At 62.8% G+C, this 24,693-nt stretch carries 26 protein-coding genes and 1 tRNA gene; 11 read left to right on the top strand and 16 right to left on the bottom strand.

All coding sequences use genetic code 11. The features are described from left to right. Nucleotides 1-34 precede the first annotated feature (34 nt). Genes OOJ09_RS11530 through OOJ09_RS11520 form a run of 3 tightly spaced genes read left to right on the top strand, consistent with a single transcriptional unit; the run spans nt 35 to nt 3,254 of the window. Complete coding sequence (locus OOJ09_RS11530) at nt 35-982, top strand: ABC transporter permease (RefSeq protein WP_269905335.1); 948 nt, start codon at nt 35-37, stop codon at nt 980-982. Beyond that, a complete protein-coding gene (locus OOJ09_RS11525; RefSeq protein WP_269905334.1) occupies nt 979-1,938 on the top strand; it encodes an ABC transporter permease in 960 nt (319 codons plus the stop codon). Before OOJ09_RS11530 ends, OOJ09_RS11525 begins: the two co-directional genes overlap by 4 nt. Beyond that, entirely contained in the window at nt 1,938-3,254 is a 1,317-nt protein-coding gene (locus tag OOJ09_RS11520; RefSeq protein WP_269905333.1) for a M20 family metallopeptidase, read from the top strand. Before OOJ09_RS11525 ends, OOJ09_RS11520 begins: the two co-directional genes overlap by 1 nt. An 83-nt stretch (nt 3,255-3,337) precedes the next feature. Here the strand turns inward: OOJ09_RS11520 and OOJ09_RS11515 are convergent, their stop codons facing one another. After that, nucleotides 3,338-3,862, bottom strand: coding sequence for a hypothetical protein (locus OOJ09_RS11515; RefSeq protein WP_269905332.1), 525 nt, complete (start codon nt 3,860-3,862; stop codon nt 3,338-3,340). Between the two features lie 163 nt (nt 3,863-4,025). Next, entirely contained in the window at nt 4,026-5,501 is a 1,476-nt protein-coding gene (gene tig / locus OOJ09_RS11510) for a trigger factor (RefSeq protein WP_269905331.1), read from the bottom strand. Nucleotides 5,502-5,843: 342 nt separating this feature from the next. Here tig and OOJ09_RS11505 point away from each other — a divergent pair. Beyond that, a tRNA-Leu gene (locus tag OOJ09_RS11505) sits at nt 5,844-5,928 on the top strand. Nucleotides 5,929-6,070: 142 nt separating this feature from the next. Beyond that, entirely contained in the window at nt 6,071-6,775 is a 705-nt protein-coding gene (locus tag OOJ09_RS11500; protein ID WP_269905330.1) for a class I SAM-dependent methyltransferase, read from the top strand. Between the two features lie 77 nt (nt 6,776-6,852). On the opposite strand, the gene OOJ09_RS11495 is transcribed toward OOJ09_RS11500, so the two are convergent. Genes OOJ09_RS11495 through OOJ09_RS11480 form a run of 4 tightly spaced genes read right to left on the bottom strand, consistent with a single transcriptional unit; the run spans nt 6,853 to nt 10,026 of the window. Continuing rightward, nucleotides 6,853-7,920, bottom strand: a complete 1,068-nt coding sequence (locus tag OOJ09_RS11495; RefSeq protein WP_269905329.1) for an aromatic amino acid lyase — start codon at nt 7,918-7,920, stop codon at nt 6,853-6,855. A 57-nt stretch (nt 7,921-7,977) separates the two neighbouring features. Next, the gene (locus OOJ09_RS11490) at nt 7,978-8,298 is read right to left on the bottom strand and encodes an aromatic amino acid lyase (protein WP_269905328.1); all 321 of its coding nucleotides are present in this window, start codon (nt 8,296-8,298) and stop codon (nt 7,978-7,980) included. A 28-nt stretch (nt 8,299-8,326) separates the two neighbouring features. Next, a complete protein-coding gene (locus tag OOJ09_RS11485; RefSeq protein ID WP_269905327.1) occupies nt 8,327-8,911 on the bottom strand; it encodes a GDYXXLXY domain-containing protein in 585 nt (194 codons plus the stop codon). Next, entirely contained in the window at nt 8,908-10,026 is a 1,119-nt protein-coding gene (locus OOJ09_RS11480) for a DUF2157 domain-containing protein (RefSeq protein ID WP_269905326.1), read from the bottom strand. Before OOJ09_RS11480 ends, OOJ09_RS11485 begins: the two co-directional genes overlap by 4 nt. Before the next feature lie 238 nt (nt 10,027-10,264). Here OOJ09_RS11480 and OOJ09_RS11475 point away from each other — a divergent pair, with 238 nt between their 5' ends. The 5 genes from OOJ09_RS11475 to OOJ09_RS11455 all read left to right on the top strand — a co-directional run bounded on the left by OOJ09_RS11475 (nt 10,265) and on the right by OOJ09_RS11455 (nt 13,078). Beyond that, nucleotides 10,265-10,405, top strand: coding sequence for a DUF1127 domain-containing protein (locus OOJ09_RS11475; protein ID WP_013531315.1), 141 nt, complete (start codon nt 10,265-10,267; stop codon nt 10,403-10,405). 49 nt (nt 10,406-10,454) lie between these two features. Next, nucleotides 10,455-10,595, top strand: coding sequence for a DUF1127 domain-containing protein (locus OOJ09_RS11470; protein WP_269905325.1), 141 nt, complete (start codon nt 10,455-10,457; stop codon nt 10,593-10,595). A 394-nt stretch (nt 10,596-10,989) separates the two neighbouring features. After that, a complete protein-coding gene (trmFO, locus tag OOJ09_RS11465; protein ID WP_269905324.1) occupies nt 10,990-12,402 on the top strand; it encodes a methylenetetrahydrofolate--tRNA-(uracil(54)-C(5))-methyltransferase (FADH(2)-oxidizing) TrmFO in 1,413 nt (470 codons plus the stop codon). 69 nt (nt 12,403-12,471) lie between these two features. After that, nucleotides 12,472-12,762: a type II toxin-antitoxin system ParD family antitoxin gene (locus OOJ09_RS11460; RefSeq protein ID WP_269905323.1), complete on the top strand. Its 291-nt coding sequence runs from the start codon at nt 12,472-12,474 to the stop codon at nt 12,760-12,762. After that, the gene (locus OOJ09_RS11455) at nt 12,746-13,078 is read left to right on the top strand and encodes a type II toxin-antitoxin system RelE/ParE family toxin (RefSeq protein WP_269905322.1); all 333 of its coding nucleotides are present in this window, start codon (nt 12,746-12,748) and stop codon (nt 13,076-13,078) included. The genes OOJ09_RS11460 and OOJ09_RS11455 overlap by 17 nt, the downstream gene beginning before the upstream one ends. A 9-nt stretch (nt 13,079-13,087) precedes the next feature. Here OOJ09_RS11455 and OOJ09_RS11450 read toward each other — a convergent pair whose 3' ends face one another. The 6 genes from OOJ09_RS11450 to yajC form a co-directional block, all read right to left on the bottom strand. Next, on the bottom strand, nt 13,088-14,038 hold the full coding sequence (locus OOJ09_RS11450) for a sterol desaturase family protein (RefSeq protein WP_269905321.1): 951 nt from the start codon (nt 14,036-14,038) through the stop codon (nt 13,088-13,090). Continuing rightward, nucleotides 14,038-14,460, bottom strand: coding sequence for a hypothetical protein (locus OOJ09_RS11445; RefSeq protein ID WP_333474466.1), 423 nt, complete (start codon nt 14,458-14,460; stop codon nt 14,038-14,040). The genes OOJ09_RS11450 and OOJ09_RS11445 overlap by 1 nt, the downstream gene beginning before the upstream one ends. A 97-nt stretch (nt 14,461-14,557) precedes the next feature. Next, nucleotides 14,558-15,400 carry a phytoene/squalene synthase family protein gene (locus OOJ09_RS11440; protein ID WP_269905319.1) on the bottom strand — a complete coding sequence of 281 codons (843 nt, stop codon included), beginning with the start codon at nt 15,398-15,400 and terminating at the stop codon, nt 14,558-14,560. A 1-nt stretch (nt 15,401) separates the two neighbouring features. Continuing rightward, nucleotides 15,402-15,794 (bottom strand): Mth938-like domain-containing protein, encoded by a 393-nt coding sequence (locus tag OOJ09_RS11435; RefSeq protein ID WP_269905318.1) that lies wholly within the window; start codon nt 15,792-15,794, stop codon nt 15,402-15,404. 28 nt (nt 15,795-15,822) lie between these two features. After that, the gene (gene secDF / locus OOJ09_RS11430) at nt 15,823-18,375 is read right to left on the bottom strand and encodes a protein translocase subunit SecDF (protein ID WP_269905317.1); all 2,553 of its coding nucleotides are present in this window, start codon (nt 18,373-18,375) and stop codon (nt 15,823-15,825) included. 51 nt (nt 18,376-18,426) lie between these two features. Then, nucleotides 18,427-18,768, bottom strand: coding sequence for a preprotein translocase subunit YajC (gene yajC, locus OOJ09_RS11425; protein ID WP_010909882.1), 342 nt, complete (start codon nt 18,766-18,768; stop codon nt 18,427-18,429). A gap of 293 nt (nt 18,769-19,061) precedes the next feature. Between yajC and OOJ09_RS11420 the strand changes: the two genes are divergently transcribed. After that, on the top strand, nt 19,062-19,937 hold the full coding sequence (locus OOJ09_RS11420; protein ID WP_269905316.1) for an ATP-binding protein: 876 nt from the start codon (nt 19,062-19,064) through the stop codon (nt 19,935-19,937). Between the two features lie 99 nt (nt 19,938-20,036). On the opposite strand, the gene OOJ09_RS11415 is transcribed toward OOJ09_RS11420, so the two are convergent. The 4 genes from OOJ09_RS11415 to serS all read right to left on the bottom strand — a co-directional run bounded on the left by OOJ09_RS11415 (nt 20,037) and on the right by serS (nt 24,621). Then, complete coding sequence (locus tag OOJ09_RS11415) at nt 20,037-21,569, bottom strand: peptidoglycan DD-metalloendopeptidase family protein (RefSeq protein WP_269905315.1); 1,533 nt, start codon at nt 21,567-21,569, stop codon at nt 20,037-20,039. Between the two features lie 333 nt (nt 21,570-21,902). Beyond that, a complete protein-coding gene (locus tag OOJ09_RS11410) occupies nt 21,903-22,562 on the bottom strand; it encodes a protein-L-isoaspartate(D-aspartate) O-methyltransferase (RefSeq protein ID WP_256750576.1) in 660 nt (219 codons plus the stop codon). Further along, nucleotides 22,559-23,317, bottom strand: coding sequence for a 5'/3'-nucleotidase SurE (gene surE, locus OOJ09_RS11405; protein ID WP_269905644.1), 759 nt, complete (start codon nt 23,315-23,317; stop codon nt 22,559-22,561). The genes OOJ09_RS11410 and surE overlap by 4 nt, the downstream gene beginning before the upstream one ends. Continuing rightward, nucleotides 23,317-24,621 (bottom strand): serine--tRNA ligase, encoded by a 1,305-nt coding sequence (gene serS, locus OOJ09_RS11400; protein ID WP_269905314.1) that lies wholly within the window; start codon nt 24,619-24,621, stop codon nt 23,317-23,319. Before serS ends, surE begins: the two co-directional genes overlap by 1 nt. Nucleotides 24,622-24,693 lie beyond the last annotated feature (72 nt).

The raw sequence follows: 24,693 nt of genomic DNA, 5'->3' as shown, positions 1-24,693 counted from the left end.
CGCGGTGCGACAGTTAGGAAACGGTGTCTTCTCCATGAACGGGCGGGAGTGGTCCCTGCTTGTCGCCTGTTTGCTGGCGATCATCATCTTTTCTGTCGCATCGCCCCACTACGCGACCTCCGGCAATGCAGCCACGGTGTTGCGCAACAGTGTCGAGCTGCTGCTGATCGGCCTTGGCATGACCCTGTTGCTCGCCATGGGCGGCATCGATGTGTCGATCGGCATCGTCATGGGTCTGGCGGCCATCGCGATCGGCCGCGTGCTCGGTGCCGATGGCAATCCGGTGCTGGCGCTCGTCGCAGGCCCCGTGGTGGGCGCGCTGCTGGGATGCGTGACCGCCACCGTCGTCGTCCTCGGCCGCGTTCCGGCGATCGTCGGAACGCTCGGCCTGCTCGGCGTCTACCGCACCGCTGTCTTTGTCCTTCTCGGCGGGCAATGGCTTTCCGGCCTGCCCGCGAGCCTCACCAATCTGCTTGCAACCACCGTGCTCGGCGTCCCCGTCCCTGCCCTGGTGATTGTCGCTGCCTATCTGGCCGTCTGGCTGGCGCTGCGGCGAACCCCCTATGGACTGCACTTGCTGGCGATCGGCAATTCGGAGGAAAAGGCGCGGCTGTCGGGCATCCCGGTCATCAAGATCCGCTTCGTGACCTTCGTCATCAGCGGGATTCTGACCGGCGTTGCCGCCACTTTCTATGTCGCCACCTACCGCAATGTGGAAATGACGATCGGCAGCACGCTGGCGCTCGATGCCATTGCCGCGGTCATTCTTGGCGGCACAAGCATATTGGGCGGCAAATGCAGCCTGATCGGCACGGTGCTCGGCGTGCTTCTGCTGAGAATTCTTCAGAACGGACTGCTTTTGATCGGTGTCCCCTCTCTCTGGCAGCCTGTCGTCACCGGCGTTCTCATCATCGGCGTGCTTGGCTTCGAAGCCATCTCCAACCGCTTCCCCGTGGTCCAGCTCCTGCGAGCCCGCGCATGAAGACGCTCCGGAATCTGCAAGGCCCGGCCCTCACCCTGACTTTGCTGTGCGGGCTGTGGCTGATCGTGATCTTGGGCCTGCTGGTGCTCAAGCCTTCGGTGTATAATCTCGGCACCGTCACCACCATCCTGCAATTCTCGACCATCCTGGCCCTGGTCGGCCTTGGGCAAGGGCTGGTCATCCTGGCCGGCGGGTCCGGCATCGACCTGTCGGTCGGCGGCACGGTCTCACTCTCGGCCATCGTCGGAATGCTCGGCGTCAAGCTGGGCTTGCCGCCCGTTCTGCTGCCGGTCGTCTGCATCCTGGCCGGTGCGATGCTCGGTGCCTTGAATGGATGGCTGGTGAACGGGCTCGCGCTCCTTCCCTTCATCGCGACACTGGGCACATTCTTCGTCTATTCCGGCACGGCGCTTGCCATCACCGGCGGCGCGGCCCAGGCAGGCGTACCCTCCTGGCTGCTCCTGTGGGGGCGCGGCGTCGCCATGGGCATTCCCGTGCCCTTCCTCACGCTTGCCATCCCCTGCTTTGCCCTGGCCGGCCTGTTGCTGCTCTCGACGGCCTGGGGGCGCTGGATCTACGCGATGGGCTTCAATGAACGCTCGGCCAGGCTGGTCGGCATTCCGGTCGACCGCGTTCGCTTCATCCTCTACTCCTTGAGTGGCGCGCTCGCCGGTGCCGCCGGTCTTGTCTCGCTCGCCTGGCTTGGCAGCGGCAGACCCAATATCGGGCAGAACCTCGAGCTCGAATCGCTGACTGCCGCCATGCTTGGGGGCATCGCCATCACCGGCGGACGTGGCGGCGTCGGCGGCGTGTTCGCGGCCGTCCTGCTTCTGGTCACGCTGAAGACGGGTCTTCTGCAACTGAACATCAACACGGTCTGGCAGGTGGGAATTGTCGGCGGCCTTCTGGTTTTCGTCCTTCTCGCCGACCGACTTTCCCAACGTTGGAGATCATAATGCCTTCCATTGAAGAGATCATTGCCGCGCGCGTCGAGGCAACCGCCGATCGCATCGTCGCAACGCTGAGCGATCTCGTCGCTTTTCCATCGATTGTGAAATCCAATCCGAAGGACGCCGGCCCCGGCGAGCGTGATTGCCAGCTATATCTGCAAAAACGCATCGAGGCGCTTGGCTTCTCGACCGATCTCTGGGACCCGGACGGTCCGGCGCTCTACGAAAAATACAAGGGCCGCGCCGGCGCCAACAAGGGCAGGACGTTCGAAGGCAGACCCAATCTGGGCGGCGTCCTGAAGGGCACGGGCGGCGGGCGCTCCATCATGCTGACCGGCCACATCGACGTCGTCCCACCGGGCGCCGCCGGACACTGGACGACCGACCCGTTCCAGCCCGTTCTCAAGGACGGATTTCTGCATGGCCGCGGCACCGTCGACATGAAGGGCGGCGTTGCCTGCATGCTGGTGGCCGTAGAAATCCTGAAGGAGCTCGACATTCCCCTGTCTGGAGACGTCGTCTTCACGACCGTCGTCGACGAGGAAATCGGTGGCATGGGCTCGCTCGCCATGGTCGATCGCGGCTTTCACGCCGATGCCGGCATCATGACCGAACCGACGGCGAACAAGATCGCGCCGCTCTGTCACGGCATCCTGTGGGGAAAGATCATCATCGACGGCATAGGCGGCCATGCGGAACTCACGCCGAATGCCTGGTACTCGAGCGGCCCGGTCGATGCCGTCCAGCTCTGCCGGCAGATCCTCGACGGCATCGACATTCTCAACCGGCGCTGGATGTTCGATCCCCGGAAGAACCATCCGCTGATGGACCTGCCGAACCAGATCATCGTCACCCAGATGAGTGCCGGCGAACACCCCTCCTCCATGGCCGGTCGCGGCGAGATCATCATCGACGCGCAATATCTGCCAAGCGAGCATGACGAGTTCAAGCTGGGCGGCAACGTCAAGCGCGAAATCGAGGAGCATATCGCCAATGTCTGCCAGGCAGACCCCTATCTGCGAAAGCACCCAGCCCGCATCGAATGGATCCTCGACGCCGATTGCGCCGAAATCCCATCGGACAACCCCTTTGTCGGCGTCTTCCAGCAAGCCGTCAAAGACGCCAACCTGTCACCGGTCCTGAGTGGTTTTGGCGCGCACAGCGACATCGGCCTGCCCACCGGGCTCGGCAACACCCCGACCGTCAACTTCGGCCCTGGCGATCCGGCGCAGGCACATCAGCCGAACGAGCGCGTTTCGGTGCGCGATCTCGTCGATTGCACAAAGGCAATCGCAATCGCGGTCGAGAAATGGTGCCGCTGACGCGACGACAGGGTCACCTTCGTCAGCGATGCCAATAGCGGGATGAACGTCGCGCCTGTCGCTGCCCTGGCCTCGCGCTACGATTACAGCGGATCGGTGTTGCAGCTGCCGGCAATGTGGTTGACGGCTTCGCGGAGCCCGGCGAGATCGAAATCGGCCTCGCCGCGCCCCGACAGCAGCCCGAACCGCCAGGAAAGCAACAGTCGGCTTGCGGAAAGAAGGCGTCTGATGCCGTCGGCACCGTCGCGAACCAGCATCCTGCCGCGCGGCCCGACCGACCAACTCTCAGCGAACTTGCTGCCCTGGTCGATCGTCACAGACATGGTGATCCTGTGGCTGGCTGAGACGGCGTCATTCAGCTGCAGCCATTCTGTCCAGCGCGGTTCGCTGTTTGCCCGGCAGGCAATCGTCAGGATCGGGCTGTAGCTCAAGGCGCCGCCACCGGTGATCAGCTTGTTGGTTGCGTAAAGCGATGCGGTGACGAGGCCGTCTTCGCCCGTGCCGAACCGCCAATTGTCAAGAACAGTATCGGCTTGGGCAATGCCACAGACCGAGACAAGAACCAGCGCGATTGCCGCAGCGTGTCCCATTTCAACCAACAGCCTCAACACGCCCTCCAACAGCCAAGCGGCCTGCGATACAAGCGCAGATAAGAATCAAAGCTTGGTATCGCTACAGGCCGTGGCTCGCGAAGCGTTCCGGCTGTTGCAGTTTCGCAACAAAAAAGGCCGCCCCGAGGGCGGCCTTTCCTGTTTCAACGAAATGCCCGAATTACTCGGCGTCCTTGGCGGCCTTCTTCTTCGGCGCGGCCTTCTTCTTGGGCTCTTCCGCCTCGTCGGCCTTCTTCTCGTCGGCCTTCTTGGCAGCGGCCTTCTTCGCCGGCTTCGCCTTGGTCGTGGTTTCGGCCTCCTCATCGTCGGCCATCAGCTCTTCCTTGCTGACCTTGACGTCGGTGACGGAAATCTGGCCGAGCAGATGGTCGACCACCTTCTCCTCGAACATCGGCGCGCGCAGCGTGTTCAGCGCTTCCGGATTGCTGCGGTAGAACTCGAAGACTTCCTGCTGCTGGTTGGCCGGATAGCGACGCACCTGCTCGAACAGACCGCGCTGCAACTCTTCATCCGACACGGTGACGCCGGCCTTCTCGCCGATTTCAGCCAGCACCAGGCCGAGACGCACGCGGCGCTCGGCGAGACGCAGGTATTCGGCGCGTGCCTCTTCTTCCGTCGTCTCTTCGTCGGCGAAGGTGCGTCCGGCCGCTTCCAGGTCACGATTGACCTGCGCCCAGATGTTGTTGAACTCGGCGTCGACGAGTTTCGACGGTGCCTCGAACGAGTAGCTCGCGTCGAGCTGGTCGAGCAGCTGGCGCTTGACCTTCTGGCGCGTCATGGCACCGAACTGGTTCTCGATCTGGCCACGCACCACGTCACGCAGACGCTCCAGCGACTCCAGGCCGAGGTTCTTGGCGGTCTCATCGTTGATTTCCAGCGCGCCGGGCTGGGAGACTTCCTTGACGGTGACGTCGAAGGTCGCTTCCTTGCCGGCCAGGTTCGCCGCCTGGTAATTTTCCGGGAAGGTCACCGTGACCTGCTTTTCGTCACCGGCCTTGGCGCCGACCAGCTGATCCTCGAAACCTGGGATGAACTCCTTGGAGCCCAGCACCAGCGGCTGATCGGAACCGGCGCCGCCAGCGAAGGCCTCGCCGTCGATCTTGCCGACATAGTCGATCGTCACGCGGTCGCCATTGGCGGCCTTGCCGGTCTTCGGCTCGTAGCTGCGTGCCGATTCGGCAACGCGCTGGACCTGCTCGTCGATCTCGGTGTCAGGCACGTCGAACACCTGACGCGTCACCTTGATATCGGAGAAATCCTTGATCTCGATCGCAGGAATGATTTCGTAGTTGAGGCGGAATTCGAAATCGGCGCCGCCAGCCAGGATCTTCTCGGCTTCCTTCTCGTCCTCGGTCATGATGACTTCGGGCTGCATGGCGGCCTTTTCGCCGCGGCCCGAAATGATCGAACGGGTCGAATCGTTGAGGATCTCATTGACCACTTCGGCCATGAACGACTTGCCGTAGACCTTGCGCAGGTGCTGCACCGGCACCTTGCCGGGACGGAAGCCGTTGATGCGGACCTTGTTCCTGGCGTCCGAAAGCCGCGCCATCAGCTTGGCTTCCATGTCACCGGCCGGCACGGTGATCTTGATCTCGCGCTTGAGACCGGAATTGAGTGTTTCGGTGACCTGCATCGTAAAACCTTTGTTTTCACCAATGAGGCTGCCAAACGGCTTTCTGCCGTTCACAGCCTGCCGGTATATTCTTGCCGGGAATGGCTTTTGGTACGGAACCTGGCGATTTGACCGAAAATACGGCTCAAACTCTCCCAAACTGCGTTCCAAAATGTGAATAAGTCTTTGTTTTTCCTACTTCTTATCACATTTTGTAGAAGCGGATCGTCGCGTCCCGTCACATTCGACACGCCTTTTGTCACAGGCGAGCCTAATTTTCAACCATCTTCGCATTTCGGCGAATAACCATCATTTCGGCCCTGACATTGACAGAATGATGGCTACATGGGATTGCCGGTTCATGCGGATGTGGCGGAACTGGTAGACGCCCTGGATTTAGGTTCCAGTGCCGAAAGGCGTGGGGGTTCGAGTCCCTTCATCCGCACCACTCACACCGTGGCCGCTTCACCTGCCTCTTCCTGTTCTTGACCCTGTTTTCCTCGGCGCGGCCATGCGCCAAGTCCTGCTGATTGATCGCTTGAGAGATAGCCGGCAATGAGATCAACTCATTGCTGGGGGAACGCGGGGCAATGATGATGCTTGAGTATTGGAACAAAGCGCACATCTGTGGGCTGCTCTCGGTTCGCTTCGGGCTCACGAGCTACCTGGAGATCAACACGAGCACCACAGGCTTCAGATACGCGGAAGCACGGCAATTGGGTTTTCAGCCCTGCATGCGTCTGGTGTACCGGGCGACCGAGCCGCCGCTCGACGGCTTCCCTGTCGATTTCACCTCCGCGGACGAGGATATCGCGGCATGTCTCAATGACACGCGCCTGAAGGGACGGACGTTCGATATCGTGTTCGTCGATCCGCATCACACATACGAGTGCTCGGCGCGAGATATCAGGGAGGCTTTCCGCATGGTCTCGCCCGGTGGTGCCGTAGTGGTGCATGATTGCCTGCCCCCAAATCGGTCCGCAGCCAATCCCTCCTTCCTCCACGGCGAGTGGTGCGGCGTGACTTACAAGGCGTACATCGATTTCGTGCTGGGCAACCCGGATCTCGACTATTTCACCGTGGATGCCGATTACGGCTGTGGCGTCATTTTGAAGCCCAAGGGGACTCGCGCGAAGATAAAGAACTGGCTGCGCGCCCGACGTGTTCGCAAGCTGAAAGACGAATGGCGATCGGTCGGCGATGATTTTGATGCGGCATTCGACAAGTTCATGGCCGACAAAACCAGGCTCTTGCGCCTTGTCGACTTTAGCCTGCTGCGCAGAAAGCTCCGCTGAAACGACCGTCAGCCAGCCTCGCCAATACCGCCATAAGCCCAGAGAAGCGACGTCGCGAAAGCCCCGGCATCGACGGCCTACGTCTCGAAAACCTGACGTGTGAACCACTCGGCCAGCTTTGCAAGCTCCGGCCCCAGCACGCGATCCGCGCCGACAGGCGGCACGACGTCCCTGATTTCGTCGACGAATGACTGCAGCGCCGGCGGAGCCGCGCGTTCGGTGACGTGCAGCGCCTGTGAGGCGATCATCGCCAGCATTGCCATGGCAGCGTCGACGCAGCGGCCGGCGGTCGCCTCCTTGGTCCATGCGAAGAACGCCGTGGTGGCGACATCGTCCTGCCCGGCGCCGGCTGATTCCGTTCCCGGAATGAAGGTGCGCTGCGCGGCAAGCTTGGCCTGCTCGAGATAGCCGGTAATCGCCATCGGTACATAGCCGACATTGCCGTGGCCGTCGCTGTCGGCCCAATGCCGCCCGGTCATCAGGAGATCGGGCAGCAGCGACACCTTGCCATTCAGAAGCTTGGAGGCGTGACGGTCGCAGAGCAGGCAGATATCGGCCCATATCGCCGCAAGGCCGTCCAGCGCCGGCGTCGCCATGGCGTTGTGATAGCCGCCCGTGCTGATGCAGCGCCCCAACGGATGCGCGTCATCGGGCGGAATGTAGACCGGATTGTCCGATATCGAGGCCAGCGAGACATCTGCCGCCCGCTCGGCCGACGAAAGTGCGCGATGCGCCTGGCCGAGAACGCGCGGCACGATGCGGTAGCTGACCGGCGCCTGATAGTTGCGCCTGCCATCTCCGGCTTCGACCAGAAATTGCCGCAATCCCTGGAGGGCCGCCGCCTCGTGCTCATCGCCCCAGAGCGCGTCGAGCGCCGCGTCGTAGTGTTCGAGCGGAGCGCGAAACGCTTCGATCGACAGCGCAAACACCTTGTGCGCGATCCGGATGCGGCGGCGTGCCGCGAGCGCTGCGTCGGCCACCAGAGCGGCAGCACAGGGCGAGCCGTTGATCAGCGAGCCCCGTTCCTTGACCTCCAGGTCGAAACGCGTCGAAAGTTCGGCAAACAGCGGATAGAGCGCCAGGACTTCACCGGCGCCGCCCTGGCCTGAGGCCGGCACCATCGGCATCGGGCCGCCGTCGAGCATCGCGGCAACGCGAGCGCGATGCGCGGCGTGGTGGCGGCGTTGCCCTCGATGAAGTCGTCAGGCGGGCAAGCACGATCGCCCTGACCACGCGATCGGGCAAAGGATCACCGAACGAGTTGCGGCGGCAAACGCCTTGATGCGCGCATGGCGGTCGCGCTCGTCATGCGCGAGCCGTTGGCTGGCCAGTTCCCCCATGGCGGTGGTGACGCCATAGATCACCGGTGGCGGATCGGTTTCAATCAGCTTCAGGAACGAGGCACGGCAGTCGGCTATGCGCCGCAAGGCCGTCTCGCCGATCTCCACCGTGTCCTTTTTCCAGGCGACACGCAAAACAGTGTCGAGATTGATGTCTTCACGCGTCGTCAGGATGATTGGCATGCTTCACACCACGGCAGGCACGGACATTCTAGTAAAGCGGCTCCTCGAACAGCGTCTTGTCGCCATCCACCAGCGCCTTGATCTGGGCGGTGCCATCGCCGGAGAGCGCAAGGCGTATCCCGAACGGACGCACCCGCATGTCGTTCTGGATCGCCATCCCCTCGCCTTCCGGCAGGTAGAAGCGTTCGATGCCATAATCCGGCGCGATGGTCATTCCCTCCCCACGAAGATCCCAGCCTTCAGCGACATGGCCTGATATATCGGCCTCGTCGGCGGCGGCCCGCGTCGGTGCCTTGCCGAACCAGGCGGTGGTCGGCGTCCAGTAGCCGTCGGCACCCTTCTTCAGGCGGACCACGATCGACGTGTCGTCGCTGGAGAATTTGTCGGCCGGGATGTTGGCGATCATTTTCACCGGTATCCGCGAAATCTCGTAGCCAAGAACAATGTAGTCGCCGCGCAGGAGATCGCGTGGATCGACGGGTTCGATCTTCAGCAGCACCTCCTTGCCATTGCGCAGGATCGCCGCCCGGCCGGCGATGATCCAGCTCAGGAAGCCTATCTGGACGAGCGCCAGCACCAGCGCCGAAATGATCAGCCGCTTTCCGGTCATCATGCCGTGGCTCCCCCGGTTGCTGGACCTTTCATGCGCTTCTCCACGCGGATGATGACGAGCGCAAGGATGCCGAGCAGCACCGCGGCGGCAAGGAAGAAGCCGGCCGTATCGAGCATCGATTGCAAGGTCACGACATAGATGATGGCGAGTTCGAAGGCGAAGCCGAGATAGGCGAGCCAGCGCAGCCCACGGCTCTCCCGGCCGGCCAGCACGATGGCCGCGACGATACCGGCGAGCGCAACGACCGAGGCGATGGTGAAACCGCTGTTATAGGTGCTTTCGTCCGCCAGTTCGAACTGGATGATAGCCAGGCCGGTGAGGAAGCCGAGCAGAGCATGCAAGGGCAAACGGCCGCCAAGTTGCACGATCCGGTCGACTGGTTCCGGTGCGAAGACGGCAGCCGCGAAAAGCACGGCAGAGACAGTGACAAGGGGGATCGCCACCGGCAGCGTCGCGTGATCCATGGCGAACAGGACGAGATAGAAGAGCAGGGACAGGATGATCAGGTGCCGCGCCGGCTGGCTGCGGGTCCAGAACGAAACGGCAAACAGCACGATCGCCATGACGACGAAGAGATGCGGAAATTCGCTGCGATTGAAATAGTCGAATCCCTTCAGGAACAGCCAGGCATCGGCGATGCCGACCGAAGCGACGGTCAGCGGGTTCGATCGCAACGCCACCGCCGCCAATGCCGTGCCGGCACCCCAGGTGACCAAAGCGGACGCCTCGTCGCCGGACAGATGATACATCTGGCCGATCAGCGCGATCGAACCGCCGAAAGCCGCGGCCGCCACGATCCACAGCGCCTCGCCGATCGCCGCATGGTCGCGTGTCTTCAGCACCGCGCCGCCGACATAGCCGCCAAGGATGACGGCAAACAGTGCCGCTATCCGTGCCAGCCGCGGGATCGCGTCCCAGTTGGCGGCGACGAAAATCAGGATGGCGGCGCCGAACAGCAAGGCGGCCATCATCGCCAGGATCGAGCCGAAGCTGAGCGATTTGCGCTCATTGGCCTCGACATCGCGCGCCAGGGAATCGGCGGTCGCCGCGTCGATCAGGCCGGTTTGGTGCCAGCGCGCGATATCCAACCTGATCCGCGACGAATAGCTCGCCATGTTGCCCCTCCCCCGGTTTGGTCTTTTTTTCAGCCGATCCGGCCAAACCGTTGACGCAACGGCATTTTCCGATTCGGGTTTCTTTGTGTCAGGTCCGTGAACGCGCGTTAATGTTGCATTGCACAATTTGCATTGCTGCCATGCAGCCATAGCGCTTTTAAATCGATATGAGCCCGCCTATCTATGGTTCGTACACAAAGACGGAATGATCCGGAAGAAAGACGAAACGAGAAATACCATGAACCTGATCCGCAACTACCGCAACTGGCGCCGCTACCGGGACACTGTCTCCGAGCTGAGCCGCCTGAGCAACCGTGAACTGACCGACCTCGGCATCAGCCGCAGCGACATTCCTTACGTCGCTCGCAAGGCGGTCTAATTCTTCGGACCGCGAATGGTCCGAACCAGTTTTGAAAAAGAGAACGACAATGAACCTGATCCGCAACTATCGTAACTGGCGCGTTTATCGCGAGACGGTTACCGAGCTGGGTCGCCTTTCGAACCGCCAGCTGCATGATCTCGGTATCGTCCGCGACGAAATCAAGACCGTCGCCCGCCGGGCGATCTAACCAGGAATTTCGCCAGGGTCGACCTCCTCCCCGACCCTGACGAATACGGTCACCCCTTACCTCCTCCCAAGGGTTGACCACCAAAACGGCGCCCGCCGCACCTCCTCCCGCGGCGGGCGCTGTTTCCCCGGGGCAAAACGAATTTTGTCCCAAAGGTTTCGCCCCTTTCAAAATTGGCGAAAGAGATTTCGTCAAAGCCGACCTCCTCCCCGGTGATGACGAATACGGTCGGCCTTCACCTCCTCCCGAGGGTCGACCCCCAAAACGACACCCGCCGGACCTCCTCCCCCGGCGGGTGTTGTTGTTTTCAGGGGCTGGTTCCTTCGGGAGCTGTTTTGCCCGGCACCACGCTCGGCAATTGCAATCGCCGCACCAAGCGATTATTCCGGCGCTCATGAGCAAAAATCCCATCCACATCATCGGCGGCGGCCTCGCCGGCTCCGAAGCCGCCTGGCAGGCGGCGCAAGCCGGCGTGCCGGTTGTCCTGCATGAAATGCGGCCCGTTCGCGGCACCGACGCGCACAAGACCGATGGCCTTGCCGAGCTCGTCTGTTCCAATTCGTTCCGTTCCGACGACGCCGAAAACAACGCCGTCGGCCTGCTGCACGCCGAGATGCGGCTGGCTGGCTCGCTGATCATGAGTGCCGGCGACGCCAACCAGGTGCCAGCCGGTGGCGCGCTTGCCGTCGACCGCGATGGCTTCTCCGACGCCGTGACGAAAAAGCTCGAGGCGCATCCGCTGATCACCATCCAGCGCGAGGAAGTGGCGGGCCTGCCACCGGCGGACTGGGACCAGGCGATCATCGCCACCGGGCCGCTGACCGCCCCATCGCTTGCCCAGTCGATCGCCGAGGCGACCGGCGCCGACGCGCTCGCCTTCTTCGACGCCATCGCGCCGATCATCCATTTCGACACGATCGACATGGACATCTGCTGGTTCCAGTCGCGCTACGACAAGGTCGGGCCCGGCGGCACTGGCAAGGACTACATCAACTGTCCCCTGGACAAGGACCAGTACCTTGCCTTCGTGCAGGCGCTGGTCGACGGCCAGAAAACCGAATTCAAACAATGGGAAGGCACGCCCTATTTCGACGGCTGCCTGCCGATCGAGATCATGGCCGAACGCGGCGTCGAGACGCTGCGCTATGGGCCGATGAAGCCGATGGGGCTAACCAATGCGCACAATCCGACGGTGAAGGCCTATGCCGTCGTGCAGCTGAGGCAGGACAATGCGCTGGGCACGCTCTACAACATGGTCGGCTTCCAGACCAAGCTGAAGCATGCCGAACAGGTGCGCGTGTTCCGCACCATCCCGGGCCTCGAAAACGCCGATTTCGCCCGCCTCGGCGGCCTGCACCGCAACACCTACATCAACTCGCCGACCCTGCTTGATGCTTCGCTGCAGCTGAAATCGCGCCCCGGCCTGCGTTTCGCCGGCCAGATCACCGGCTGCGAGGGCTATGTCGAGAGCGCCGCGATCGGCCTGCTTGCCGGTCGCTTCGCCGCCGCCGAACGGCTCGGCCATGCGCCGTCCCTGCCGCCGCTCACCACGGCCTTCGGCGCGCTGCTCAACCACATCACCGGCGGCCATATTGTTTCCGATGACGAGCCCGGCAAGCGCTCGTTCCAGCCGATGAACGTCAATTTCGGCCTGTTCCCGCCCGTCGAAGCCCCGAAAACCGAAGGCAAACACATGCGCGGCAAGGACAAGACGGTCGCCAAGCGCCATGCCATCACGTCGCGCGCCCAAGCCGACTGCCGGCAATGGCTGGGCTTGCCGGCGCAAACGGCAGAAGCAGCGGAGTAGACTTGCCGGTCTGATGGACCCCTGGCGTAAAGTGGGATAATATCCTACCTATGCCTGAGAGAGACATCCATGGAAGCCGCTGAAAAACTGTCGGTCACCGTCACGCCCGCCATGGCGCGCATGATCCGCGAGAAAGTCCAGGACGGCTCCTTCGGCTCGGCGAGCGAGGTCATCCGCGCCGCACTTCGCGCTTTCCAGCGCGAAGAGGAAGAGCATACCGAACGGATGGCGGCGATCCGGGCGCGGGTGACGGCATCGATCGAGGACACGAGGCCGAACCTTTCTGGAAAAGAGGTTCGCGACCGGCTTAAGAAATTCGCTGGGCAATATTCGAGCCGCGCTGATGATTCGGCGGCTTGAAGTCGAGTACCGCGAAAGTGCCAGCGACGATCTTGCCAACATTTTCACACACATAGCCGAGGCAACTGGAAGTTCAGACGTAGCGCTGAGATTCGTGCTGCGCATCGAAGACCGCTGCCAGAGCATTGGTAACGCACCTCGGGGTGGTCGTTCTCGTGACCACATCGTGCCAGGATTGCGAACGGTGCCGTTCGAGCACTCTGCTGTCATCGCCTACATCGTGGAAGACGATCTCGTCCGTATCGTCAACATTTTCTACGGCGGCCGCGACTACGAGACACTGATGCGCGATGGTGGCTCGAACGAGCCCTCATGATAAAAGCAGCTATTCCGCCGGCTCGGCACTTGCAGCCGGCAGCCCCGGCTTGCCCGCCTCGCTGGGATTCCGCCTGACATAGGCAGCCTTCAGGCTTTCCGAGGTCTCGCGCGAACCGTCATGGCTCCAGCCAGGCGGCTTGATCAGGTAGTTGAAACGATCGCTGAGCGTAAGCCCTGGCGCAAAGGCATCCCCGAACATGCCGATCCATTCGTGGAACGCCACTTTCAGCGGGTTGAAGGTGCCCAGGTTCTTGACGATGCCGTAGCGCGGCCGATCCTCCTCCAATTCCTCGACGAAGGTGCCGAACATACGGTCCCAGATGATCAGCGTGCCGGCATAGTTGGCGTCGAGATAGCGCGGGTTGGTGGCGTGGTGGACGCGGTGGTGGGACGGCGTGTTGAAGATGAACTCGAACCAGCGCCACATCCTGCCGATGGTCTCGGTGTGGATCCAGAACTGCCAGACGAGGTTGAAGCCGAAGGTGAAGGCAATCACCGCCGGGTGAAAGCCGAGCAGCACCAGCGGGGCCTGCAGCACGAACATGAAGGTGAACAGCCCGGTCCAGCTTTGTCTCAATGCCGTCGACAGATTGTAATGCTGGCTGGAATGATGGTTGACGTGCTCGGCCCAAACCCAGCGCACCCGGTGCGCGATGCGGTGATAGACATAGTAGCGCAGATCGTCGAGCAGGAAGGCGGCCAGGAACACCCAGAACGACAGGCCGAGATTGAAGATCCTGAATTGCCACAGCCATAGCAGTGCCCAGTAGGACACGACGCCAAGCAGCAGCCCGGCGACGACATTGCCGGTGCCCATCATCAGGCTGGTCAGCGTGTCGCGCGTCTCGAACGAGCCTTTGGCGCGGCCGGTGCGTACCAGCCACAGTTCGATCAGGATCGCGGCGACGAAGAACGGAATGGCAAGCTGGGTGACCTGCGGGAAATCATAGCTGTCCATCACGCGGCCTCCCTCGTGGAATTTGAATGATGCGACCCGAGAGCATTCAGCAAGGCCTGGGCATCAACAGCGTCCGCAAAGCTGAAACGGCCGCCCTTCCAGGTGAAATCGGCAAGCTGGAACGAAACCGTGTTTGCATCGCCGGCGGTCAAAGCCGTGACATCGCGAGGCGTGACGATGCGGGTCAAAAAGCAATCGCCGATGCCGTGAACGATGCCGATGCGCCCTCGCCCAAGATCCAGAAATGCCGTCTTGGCATCCGCCGTCAGGCGGACTGTCACGGCCGTCTCATCGGGAAAATCTTCGGCGAAACGGCTCAATGCCTGATCCGGGCCGGCCAGCGCCGCTGTCTTGCTGCCACCGGTGAAATGCACCGCGGCGACCGACAGCGCAATGCCAAGGGCGACGATCGCGACCAGCACAGGCAAGCTCATGGATGGGTTATCTCCTCCGGGCCGGTCTGTCGTCTGCGGCAACAGTTCTCAGCTCGGAGATTCCTTAACACGATTGACGTTTACGTCAAAGTGCCGACCAACCCTTGCTCGCGCGACGCAACAACAGCCAATGCCGGCGCAGGGCCGACAGCCGCGCCATGCCGTCGAGCGGCGAGCTGCTTTCCATTTTCGTCAGATAGGCACGCGACAGGGCCAGCGGCAGAAATGCCTGACGCAGCGAGGCCGGCAGCGCCGACGCCCCTTGCTCGAAGGCGGAAAGATGGTCCCGCGCCAGCGCGATCATTGCCGCCACCGCGCGCTTGGCGCCGGGGCCGCCGTCGCCGGCAACAAACTCCTCCGGCGAAGAGCCCGCCGCCGCCAGGATATCGACCGGGACGAAACACTGCCCACGCTTGCGGTGCAGCGGCAGCAGGAGCAATAGGCCGGTTATCGCCTGGGCGCAGCCGGCCCTGCCCGCCAGCTCGGCGAAACGCGGTGCCTCGACGGGATCGAGCACCATCGCCGCAAGCTGGATAAGCGCGGCTGCCGTTTCGCCGCAATAGCCTTCGAGATCGGTGCGCGACGGTATCGGATCGTCATAGAGATCGAAAATGCGCGCCTCGAGCATGTTGTCGAACGCGGGTTTCGGCAGCTTGAACGCAGCAATGGTGGCGTTCAAGGAATCGGCAACGGGATGGCCGGCACCCGCCTCGCCACCGGCGGCAATGACATCGCGCCACCATTGCAGCCGCACTTCGCCGGGCAACGGCTCGTGGATGCGATCCCGGATGCCAGCAATCTCGGCATTGAAGGCATAGAGCGAAAACAGCGCGTCGCGGCGGCCGGCCGGCGCGTAGAGCGCGGTCAGATAGCGGTCGTGGTCGGCGGCGCGCACCGCATCCATGACGATTTGGGCATTTTGGGACATGTCAATCGACGGCGATGAGCGCGGCGGCCACCGCACGGTCTTCCGCCAGGAGGACATTGTAAGTCCGCACCGCTGCCCCCGTCGACATCGGATCGGACGCGATGCCCGCCGCCTTCAGCGCCGCGCGCAGCGCCGCCGGTAGCGGCCGGAGTTCCCTACCCATGCCGACCAGCAGGATTTCGACCTTGTCGGCTTCAGCCAGCAGCTTGCCAAAATCCGCCACCGTCAACGCCAGCGGATTCGTGGGCTCCCAACCGTGGATGCCGGATGGCAGGCACAGCAACGAGCCGCGATGCGACATGTCGGCGAAGCGGAACCCGCCATTACCGTAGGCCTCGATCGGCGCGCGGCCGGGGAAATGCGCCTCGCGGATGACGATGCCTTTGCTGGTCACCGTTATGTCACCCCTTCGCGGCCGCGCGTCAGGTCGCGATCGCCTTGCCGCCGCCAACCGGCTTCTCCTCGTCGGAGCTTGTAGCCTGTGGCCGCAGCTTGAACAGGATCAGCAGCGGTGCCGCGATGAAGATCGACGAATAGGTGCCGAACACGACGCCGAACAGCATGGCCATGGTGAACGAGCGGATCACCTCGCCGCCGAACAGCACCAGCGCCAGCAAGGCGAGGATCGTCGTCACCGAGGTCAGCGTCGTTCGCGACAGCGTCTCGTTGATGGCGTTGTTCAACAGCTGCGGCAGCGGCATTCGCTTGTATTTTCGCAGATCCTCGCGAACACGGTCGTAGACCACGATCGTGTCGTTCAGCGAATAGCCGATGATGGTCAGGATCGCCGCCAGCGACGATTGGTTGAACTCGAGCCCGGTGATGACGAAGAAGCCCAGCGTCATCACCACATCGTGCACCGTCGCCACGATGGCGCCGACCGCGAACTGCCATTCGAAGCGGAACCAGACATAGACCAGGATGCCGAGCAGCGCGACCAGCATGGCGATCGTGCCTTGCTTGGCCAACTCTCCGGAAACCGTCGGCCCCACCACCTCGACACGGCGGAAATCATACTGATCCTGCAGCTCACCACGCACCTTGTCGACGACGCTCTGCTCGGCATTCTCGCCGCCATCCTGCGTGCCGACGCGGATCAGCACGTCGTTCGGCTCGCCGAACTGCTGCACCTGCACTTCGCCGATGTTGAGTTCCGTCAGTCTGGCGCGGATGTCAGCGAGATCCGCATTGCCGGTCTTGGCCTGCACCTCGATCAGCGAACCGCCCTTGAAATCGATGCCGTAGTTGATGTCGACGGTCATGAACAACACCACCGACAGGACCGACAGCAAGCTCGACAGCGCGAACGTCCAGCGGCGAATACCCATGAAAGGGATCTTGGTGCCGGGCGGAATGAAGGTCACCGGTGCCTTCGGCAATTCCTTCGGACGGGCGCGGCGCAGCCAGATCGACACCAGCAGGCGGGTGAAGGTGAAGGCGGTGAACACGGTGGTCAGGATGCCGATGGCGTAGGTGATGGCAAAGCCCTTCACCGGACCCGTACCGAGATAGAACAGCACCACGGTGGCGATCAGCGAGGTGACATTGGAATCGACGATGGTCGCGAGCGCCTTCGAGAAGCCGGTGTCGATCGCCTGGATCACGGAGCGGCCGTTACGTCGCTCCTCGCGAATACGTTCGTAGATCAGCACGTTGGAATCGACCGCCATGCCGATGGTCAGCACGATACCGGCGATACCAGGCAAGGTCAGGGTCGCACCAAGCAGCGAAAGCAGCCCGACGATCATTGCCACGTGCACCGCAAGCGCGATGTTGGCGAGAAAGCCGAGGAAGCCATAGGCGACGAACATGAACGCAACGACGAGGATAGAGCCGATGATGCCGGCCACCTTGCCGGCATGGATCGAATCCTGGCCGAGGCCCGGACCCACGGTGCGCTCTTCGATCACCGTCAGTGTCGCCGGCAAGGCGCCGGCGCGCAGCAGCACGGCGAGGTCGTTGGCGCTCTGGGCGGTGAAGTTACCCGAGATCTGGCCGGTGCCGCCGAGGATCGGCTCACGGATCTGCGGCGCCGAGATCACCTGATTGTCGAGCACGATGGCGAACAGCTTGCCGACATTCTGCGAGGTCGCCTGGCCGAAGCGCGCCGCACCTTTCGAATCGAAACGGAACGAAACCACCGGCTCGTTGTTCTGCGAATTATAAGTCGCCTGGGCATCGACGAGGTTTTCACCCGAGACGATGACGCGGTTCTCGATAAGGTAGGGAACCGGAGGATCGTCCTGTGAATAGAGGATCGATGACCCGGCGGGGGGGCGCCCCTTCAGCGCGTCCTGCACCGGCATTGACTGATCGACCATCTGGAAGGTCAGCTTGGCGGTCTGGCCGAGGATTTCCTTCAGCCGCTGCGGATCCTGCAGACCCGGCACCTGGACCAGGATGCGGTCATCGCCCTGGCGCTGCACGATCGGCTCGGTGGTGCCGAGTTCATTGACACGGCGTCCGACGACTTCGATCGACTGCGTCAGCGCCGTCGAGGTGCGGTATTTGATGCCTGCGTCGGTGACATTGAACTTGAGCAGGCCGGGTTCGGATTCATCCAGCGTCATTTCCTGGATGGAACCGCCGCTGAACAGACCGGCGGCGACAGGGTCGGTCAATGACTTCAACGCCTTCTTGGCGGCATCGACCTGGGCCAGATCGGTGATGCGGACCTGCACGGTGCGGCCCGATCCGGCAAGACCGGTATAGCCGACCTTGGCATCGCGCAGCAGCGTCCGGATCTCGTCTCGCGTCGTTGACAGCCGGTCCTTGATCAGGTCGTTGGGATCCATCCTGAGCAGGATGTGCGAACCGCCCTGCAGATCGAGGCCGAGCGTCATCTGCCGCTTCGGCACCCAGCTGGGCAGTTGGGCCAGCGTGCTGGCGGAGAACAGATTGGGCGCGGCGAGGATCACTGTGATGGCCACTGCCACCCAGATCAGGATCATCTTGAAGCGCGAAAAATACAGCATATGGCGTCGTCCGTCAGAGCGTGTCCGCGGATCGCTCCGCCTGGAATTGGATTACTTCTTGGCGTTCTGGTTGGCCACCGGCTCGCCCTTGACGCGCACGTCGGCGATCGTCGAGCGCAACGCGGTCACCTTCGTGCCACCGCCGAGGTCGATCTCGAGCTCGTTGTCGTCGATCACCTTGGTCACCTTGCCGACAAAGCCGCCGCCGGTGACGACCGTGTCGCCGCGACGAACCGCGGCCAGCATCTCGCCGCGCTTCTTCAGCTGCGTGCGCTGCGGCCGGATGATGAGAAAATACATGATCACGAAAATCAGGACAAACGGCAAAATGCTGATGAACATATCTGGAGAGGCGCCGCCGATGCCTTGGGCGTATGCCGGTGTCACGAACATCGAGAGTACTCCTGAATTTTGAAAACAGCCGCCAACCGTCCTGTGGAGTTTGGCGGCCCCTTGAAATTTGGCCGGAATATAGTCGGTAAAGTTGTCAATGCAACTGCGCGGCCGGGCAAATCGGCTGCTTTTCCGGCCTGTTGAGCCGTGTTAGAGCATGATCCCGAAAAGCGCGAGCCGGTTTTCGGAAAAGATCACGCTCGAACAAAAGGTTGCAACCGGTTTCGAACCCGTCGGAATTGGACAGGTCCACGCTCCCACACTTCAAAACCGCGAAAAAACAAAAGCCAGACATGACCGACAGCAGCATTGACGCCCTGAACCAGAAGCTCGACCGGCTGATCGAGGCGGTCAGCCGCCTCGCCCCGCAACCGGTGCCTCGAACCGATCTCGGCGAGGCCGATTGCTTCGTCTGGCAGGCCGACCCTGGTTTTCTGGAGCCGGTACGCAAGGTCAACCGCGTCGACATCGGCCTGATCCGGGGCGTCGACCGCGTCCGCGACATTCTTGTCGACAACACAGAGCGCTTCGCCGCCGGCCATGCGGCCAACAACGTGCTGTTGTGGGGCGCGCGCGGCATGGGTAAATCGTCGCTGGTCAAGGCCGTGCATGCGGAAATCAATGCCAGGGCCAGGTCCGACCAGCCGTTGAAACTGATCGAGATCCACCGTGAGGACATCGACACGCTGCCGAAGCTGATGGGCCTGCTCAAAGCGGCGCCCTTTCGCTTCATCCTGTTTTGCGACGACCTCTCCTTCGACCACGACGATACGTCCTACAAATCGCTGAAGGCAGCACTCGAGGGCGGCGTCGAGGGGCGCCCGGCCAACGTCATCTTCTACGCCACCTCCAACCGCCGGCATCTGTTGCCGCGCGATATGATCGACAATGAGCGCTCGACCGCCATCAACCCGTCCGAAGCAGTCGAGGAAAAGGTCTCGCTGTCCGATCGCTTCGGCCTGTGGCTCGGCTTCCACAAATGTTCGCAGGACGAGTATCTCGACATGATCGACGGCTATGCCAGCCATCACGGCCTCGACATTGATCCCGAGCAGCTGCGCGCCGAAGGGCTGGAATGGGCAACGACGCGCGGCAGCCGATCGGGTCGCGTCGCCTGGCAGTTCACCCAGGATCTGGCAGGCCGGCTTGGCAAGCCGCTCAAGGACTAACCTGCCCCGACCCAACTGAAAAAGCCCGCCCCTTGCGGAGCGGGCTGAGCCGGCGGGCCGGACTGGAGGTCAGGCGGCCTGCAAATCGCTTTTTTTATTCTATTCGAGATAGCCCGACGGATCGACCGGAGCCGAGTTCTTGCGCACTTCGAAGTGCAGCTTCGGCGAGTCCGTCGTGCCGCTCATGCCAGACAGCGCGATTTCCTGGCCGCGCTTGACCTTCTGGCCGCGCTGGACCTCGATCGAGCTGGCGTGTCCGTAGACGGTGACCAGGCCGTTCTCGTGGCGCACCAGCACCGTATTGCCGAATTCCTTGAGCCCATCGCCGGCATAGATGACGACGCCATTCTCGGCTGCCTTGACCGGCGTGCCCGTGGGCACGGCGATGTCGACGCCGTCCTTGCCAGCCCCGAAACCGGAGATCACGCGGCCGCGCACCGGCCAACGCATCTTGCCGATGCCGGTGGCGTCAGGCGCGACAGCCTCGTCGTCCTCGGCCTGCTGAATGACCTTCGAATCTTTTTTCGGCGGCGTGTAGGACGCCAGCGTTTCCGACGGCGTCGTCTTTGCAGCGGGCTGCGTCGTCGCCGTAGTCACCGGATCGACCTTCGCCGGCTTGGCGCTGGCGACCGTCGCGGTCCCACCAGCCGGCACCTTCAGGGTCTGGCCGATCTTGAGCAGGCCATCCTTCATGCCGTTGGCCTGTTTCAGCGCGACGACGCTGACGCCGGTCTTCCTGGAAATCGAGGACATCGTGTCCCCCGACTGGACCGTATAGGTGCCTGCGGCGCCGGTCGCCTTGGCCACCTGCACGGGCTTGGGCTCCTTGGGCTGGCTCGCGGCGGCCGAGGCATCCACCTGTGCGGCGGACTTGCCCTCCTTGAGCTTCGGCTGCTGCGGCAGCACCGCGACCTTGTCCGGCGCGGTGGCCGGCAGGTCGCGCTTGCCGCCGTTTGCCGGCTTGGCGTCGGCGACTTTCGGCTCTGATTTGCTCGAATAGGCATAGGCCGGGATGATCAGCTTCTGGCCGGTCTTCAGCCCCTTGGTCGCGCTCAGCCCATTGACCTTCATGATGACATCGGCGGGCACCTTGTAGTGCTGCGCCAGGGCGGAGACGGTTTCGCCATCCCTGACCACGATCTCGGTTGCATGTGGCGTACCGGCCGCTGTCGCCACACGCGGGGCGTCGGGCTGCGCCGTCTTGAACGGCGATGCCGCCGGAGCAACGGTGCCGGTCGTCGTCCTGTCGACGCGGGGAGCCGGACGCACCAAGGCCGGCGCCGAAGCGACACGGACCGGGTTTGCGGCAGGCGCCAGCGCCGGAGCAGGCTGCGCCTGGGCAACGGGCGGCGGCAGCGGCCGGGACGAAACCGGCTCGAGGCTGGAGCGGCTGACCGACTGCGTATGGCTGCCGTCGAGAGGAGCGGCCGAGACATCGCCCGGATAGGGCTGCACGGCATCCTGCTTGTTGATGATGGCGCGCTGATTGTTGGTCGAGGACGTGAAGACGTCGTCGACGCTGTTGAACCGAGAGGCCTGGGAACTGCACCCAGCCGCGGCGCCTGCAATCACGAGGACGGCGCAGCCTCGCGCCAGATTGCGCCCGTTTGCCTTCAAAACACTGAGTTGCATCGCAATAACCCGCACATACTCTTTACCAACTGGGCATGATTAAAGCGCGTTAATGTTACTGGTCGGTTAACCCCTTAAAATCAGACGCAAATTTTCTTAAAATATTTGAGGCCGCCTGGAGAGGCACCGAGACCAGCTCCGACGAGCTTGCAAGCGGTCGCCCTAGCTGAGCGCAATTGCGCCGCGCTGTCACGAAAGCTCATGACCTCGCCGTCCGCAGCCTGTATCGCCTAAACAAAGCTAAAGCATGATCCCGAAAGTGGACCCGGCTTTCGGAAAAGATCATGCTCAAACAAACAGATAGAGCCCATCCCGATTGAATCGGGATGGGCTCTAGATGACGGCGGCCACGCTGCGCAGGATCGGCTGCAGGCGAACGAGGCCGATGTCCTCACGCTCGAACCGGCTGCCGACCTTGGTCAGCTTGGCCAGAACCTGTTCGCCCTCCTCGGGGCCGATCGGGGCGATGACGATGCCGCCGCTCGACAATTGGTCGAGCAGGAAGCGCGGCAGGCTGTCGAAGGCGGCCCACGCGACGATACGATCGAACGGCCCTTCATTCGGCAGTCCGCCGGAACCATCCGCCTGGCGCACGATGACATTGCCGATGCCGAGCGCCTCGAAGCGCTGCCTGGCCTGCTCGACAAGCGTCTTGTAGCGGTCGGTGGTGACGACCCGCGCCGCCAGCCGCGACATCACCGCTGCCGTGTAGCCTGAGCCGGTGCCGATCTCGAGCACGCGGTTGCCCTGCTCGATGGTGAGCGCCGCGATCACCGCCGCCTGCATGTCGGCGCCCTCGATCGCCTCGCCGCATTCGATCGGCAGCATGCGGTCCGACCAGGCGATCTGATGGAACTGGGCACCAAGAAAACCACGCCGCGGTGTTGCCTCGAAAGCAGCGATCAGCGCCTTCGGCACCGTTCCCCGGCCACGCAAGCGCAGCAGAAAGGCGGCAAAGCCTTCGCGATCATCGATTGGGAGGCCCTGATTCATGCAAGCGCCTTGCTCAGTTGGTCACGGATTTCATGCGCGGTGAGGTCGAGATGCAACGGCGTTACCGACACCAGCCTGTTGTGCAGGGCGTAGAGGTCGGAGCCACGCTTGCCTTCGACCGGCTCGCGGCCGAAACGCAGCCAGTAGTAAGGCAGCCCGCGCCCGTCGCGGCGCTCGTCGACCCACAGGCTATGCACGAGCTTGCCTTGCGAGGTGACCACCGTACCGGCGACTTCCTCGGGAAGGCAGTTCGGAAAATTGACGTTGAGCAGCACGCCGTCCGGCAACGGCGTCGCGACAAGCTTCTTCAGTAGCGCCGGCGCCAGCGCCTCGGTCGTCTCGTAAGGGACGACACGATCCTCGCCGACATAGCTGTAGCCCTGGCTGAGCGCGATCGAGCGGATGCCGAGCAGCGCGCCTTCCATGGCGCCGGCGACGGTTCCCGAATAGGTGACGTCGTCGGCGATGTTGGCGCCGGAATTGATGCCGGACAGGATCAGGTCCGGTGCACCCGGCAGGATCTTCTTGACGCCCATGATGACGCAATCGGTCGGCGTGCCGCGCACGGCGAAATGCTTCTCGCCGATCTTGCGCAGCCGCAGCGGCTCCGAGATCGACAGCGAATGCGCATAGCCGGACTGGTCCTGCTCCGGCGCCACCACCCAGACATCGTCGGACAGCGTTCGCGCGACCCGTTCGAGCGACGCCAGTCCCTCGGCATGAATGCCGTCGTCATTGGTCAGGAGGATACGCATCATTTCGATTCGATCTTTTCCAGACCGCCCATGTAAGGCCGCAGCACTTCAGGAATGGTTACGCTGCCATCCTCATTCTGGTAGTTTTCGATGACGGCGATGAGGGCGCGGCCAACCGCGGTGCCCGAGCCGTTGAGCGTATGGACGAAGCGGTTGCCCTTGCCGTCCCTGTCCTTGTAGCGGGCGTCCATGCGGCGCGCCTGGAAATCGCCGCACACCGAGCAGGACGAGATTTCGCGATAGGCGTTCTGGCCGGGCAGCCAGACCTCGATGTCGTAGGTCTTGCGCGCACCAAAGCCCATGTCGCCGGTGCACAGCGTCATGGTGCGGAACGGCAGGCCGAGCCGCTTCAGCACTTCCTCGGCGCATTGCGTCATCCGCTCATGCTCGGCGAGCGACGATTCCTGATCGGTGATCGAGACGAGTTCGACCTTGTAGAACTGGTGCTGGCGCAGCATGCCGCGCGTGTCGCGCCCGGCCGAACCCGCTTCCGAACGAAAGCACGGTGTCAGCGCGGTGTAGCGCAGCGGCAGTTTTTCATGCGCTGTGATCTCCTCGCGCACCAGATTGGTGAGCGGCACCTCGGCGGTCGGGATCAGGCCAAGCCTGCCCTCCCCGTGCGAGGTGAAAAAAAGATCCTCCTCGAACTTCGGCAGCTGGTTGGTGCCGAAAAGAACGTCGTCCTTGACCATCAGCGGCGGGATGACTTCCTCATAGCCATGCTCGGTCGTGTGCAGGTCGAGCATGAACTGGCCGAGCGCGCGTTCCATCCGCGCCAACCCGCTCTTCAGCACGGTGAAGCGCGAGCCGGAGAGCTTTGCGGCCCGTTCGAAATCCATCATGCCGAGCGCCTCGCCGACCTCGAAATGCTCCTTCACCCAGTTCGGACGCGTCGGTATCTTGCCGACGATGTGCTTGACCACATTGTCGTGCTCGTCCTTGCCGACCGGCACGTCGTCGAGCGGCACATTGGGCAGCACCGCCAGCGCATCGTTCAGCGCCTTGTCGAGTTCGCGTTCGCGTGCCTCCCCGTTCTGGATGAAAGTCTTGATCTCGCCGACTTCGGTTTTCAATTTTTCGGCGAGAGCCGCATCGCCCGAGCGCATGGCGTTGCCGATCTCCTTCGAGGCGGCGTTGCGGCGCTCCTGCTTCGTCTGCAGCTCGGTGACGTGCTCGCGCCGCGCCTCGTCCGAGGCGATCAGCCCATCGACCGTGGACTGCGCGTCACCGGCCGACCAGGAGCGCTTCACCAGCGCCTCGACAAGGGCCTTCGGGTTGTCGCGAATCCATTTGATATCAAGCATGGTTTTTTCGTCCTCAAGCTAGGCTAGAGGGGCGTAAACCGCATCCTTGATTGATGCAAGATGAGGCTGGCC

This window comes from Mesorhizobium qingshengii (assembly GCF_027563465.1).
GTDB classification, from domain to species: Bacteria; Pseudomonadota; Alphaproteobacteria; order Rhizobiales; family Rhizobiaceae; genus Mesorhizobium; species Mesorhizobium qingshengii_A.
Note: the sequence above shows the minus strand (reverse complement) of the source record. Positions and strands in the feature narration are given on the sequence as shown.

What these genes read in the sequence shown, in the direction of transcription:
- OOJ09_RS11530 (WP_269905335.1), top strand. Translation starts at nt 35, where the DNA reads ATGAACGGGCGGGAGTGGTCCCTGCTTGTCGCCTGTTTGCTGGCGATC.
- OOJ09_RS11525 (WP_269905334.1), top strand. Translation starts at nt 979, where the DNA reads ATGAAGACGCTCCGGAATCTGCAAGGCCCGGCCCTCACCCTGACTTTG.
- OOJ09_RS11520 (WP_269905333.1), top strand. Translation starts at nt 1,938, where the DNA reads ATGCCTTCCATTGAAGAGATCATTGCCGCGCGCGTCGAGGCAACCGCC.
- tig (WP_269905331.1), bottom strand. Translation starts at nt 5,501, where the DNA reads ATGCAGGTCACCGAAACACTCAATTCCGGTCTCAAGCGCGAGATCAAG.
- OOJ09_RS11500 (WP_269905330.1), top strand. Translation starts at nt 6,071, where the DNA reads ATGATGATGCTTGAGTATTGGAACAAAGCGCACATCTGTGGGCTGCTC.
- OOJ09_RS11495 (WP_269905329.1), bottom strand. Translation starts at nt 7,920, where the DNA reads ATGCTCGACGGCGGCCCGATGCCGATGGTGCCGGCCTCAGGCCAGGGC.
- OOJ09_RS11490 (WP_269905328.1), bottom strand. Translation starts at nt 8,298, where the DNA reads ATGCCAATCATCCTGACGACGCGTGAAGACATCAATCTCGACACTGTT.
- OOJ09_RS11485 (WP_269905327.1), bottom strand. Translation starts at nt 8,911, where the DNA reads ATGATGACCGGAAAGCGGCTGATCATTTCGGCGCTGGTGCTGGCGCTC.
- OOJ09_RS11480 (WP_269905326.1), bottom strand. Translation starts at nt 10,026, where the DNA reads ATGGCGAGCTATTCGTCGCGGATCAGGTTGGATATCGCGCGCTGGCAC.
- OOJ09_RS11475 (WP_013531315.1), top strand. Translation starts at nt 10,265, where the DNA reads ATGAACCTGATCCGCAACTACCGCAACTGGCGCCGCTACCGGGACACT.
- OOJ09_RS11470 (WP_269905325.1), top strand. Translation starts at nt 10,455, where the DNA reads ATGAACCTGATCCGCAACTATCGTAACTGGCGCGTTTATCGCGAGACG.
- trmFO (WP_269905324.1), top strand. Translation starts at nt 10,990, where the DNA reads ATGAGCAAAAATCCCATCCACATCATCGGCGGCGGCCTCGCCGGCTCC.
- OOJ09_RS11460 (WP_269905323.1), top strand. Translation starts at nt 12,472, where the DNA reads ATGGAAGCCGCTGAAAAACTGTCGGTCACCGTCACGCCCGCCATGGCG.
- OOJ09_RS11455 (WP_269905322.1), top strand. Translation starts at nt 12,746, where the DNA reads ATGATTCGGCGGCTTGAAGTCGAGTACCGCGAAAGTGCCAGCGACGAT.
- OOJ09_RS11450 (WP_269905321.1), bottom strand. Translation starts at nt 14,038, where the DNA reads ATGGACAGCTATGATTTCCCGCAGGTCACCCAGCTTGCCATTCCGTTC.
- OOJ09_RS11440 (WP_269905319.1), bottom strand. Translation starts at nt 15,400, where the DNA reads ATGTCCCAAAATGCCCAAATCGTCATGGATGCGGTGCGCGCCGCCGAC.
- secDF (WP_269905317.1), bottom strand. Translation starts at nt 18,375, where the DNA reads ATGCTGTATTTTTCGCGCTTCAAGATGATCCTGATCTGGGTGGCAGTG.
- yajC (WP_010909882.1), bottom strand. Translation starts at nt 18,768, where the DNA reads ATGTTCGTGACACCGGCATACGCCCAAGGCATCGGCGGCGCCTCTCCA.
- OOJ09_RS11420 (WP_269905316.1), top strand. Translation starts at nt 19,062, where the DNA reads ATGACCGACAGCAGCATTGACGCCCTGAACCAGAAGCTCGACCGGCTG.
- OOJ09_RS11415 (WP_269905315.1), bottom strand. Translation starts at nt 21,569, where the DNA reads ATGCAACTCAGTGTTTTGAAGGCAAACGGGCGCAATCTGGCGCGAGGC.
- OOJ09_RS11410 (WP_256750576.1), bottom strand. Translation starts at nt 22,562, where the DNA reads ATGAATCAGGGCCTCCCAATCGATGATCGCGAAGGCTTTGCCGCCTTT.
- surE (WP_269905644.1), bottom strand. Translation starts at nt 23,317, where the DNA reads ATGCGTATCCTCCTGACCAATGACGACGGCATTCATGCCGAGGGACTG.
- serS (WP_269905314.1), bottom strand. Translation starts at nt 24,621, where the DNA reads ATGCTTGATATCAAATGGATTCGCGACAACCCGAAGGCCCTTGTCGAG.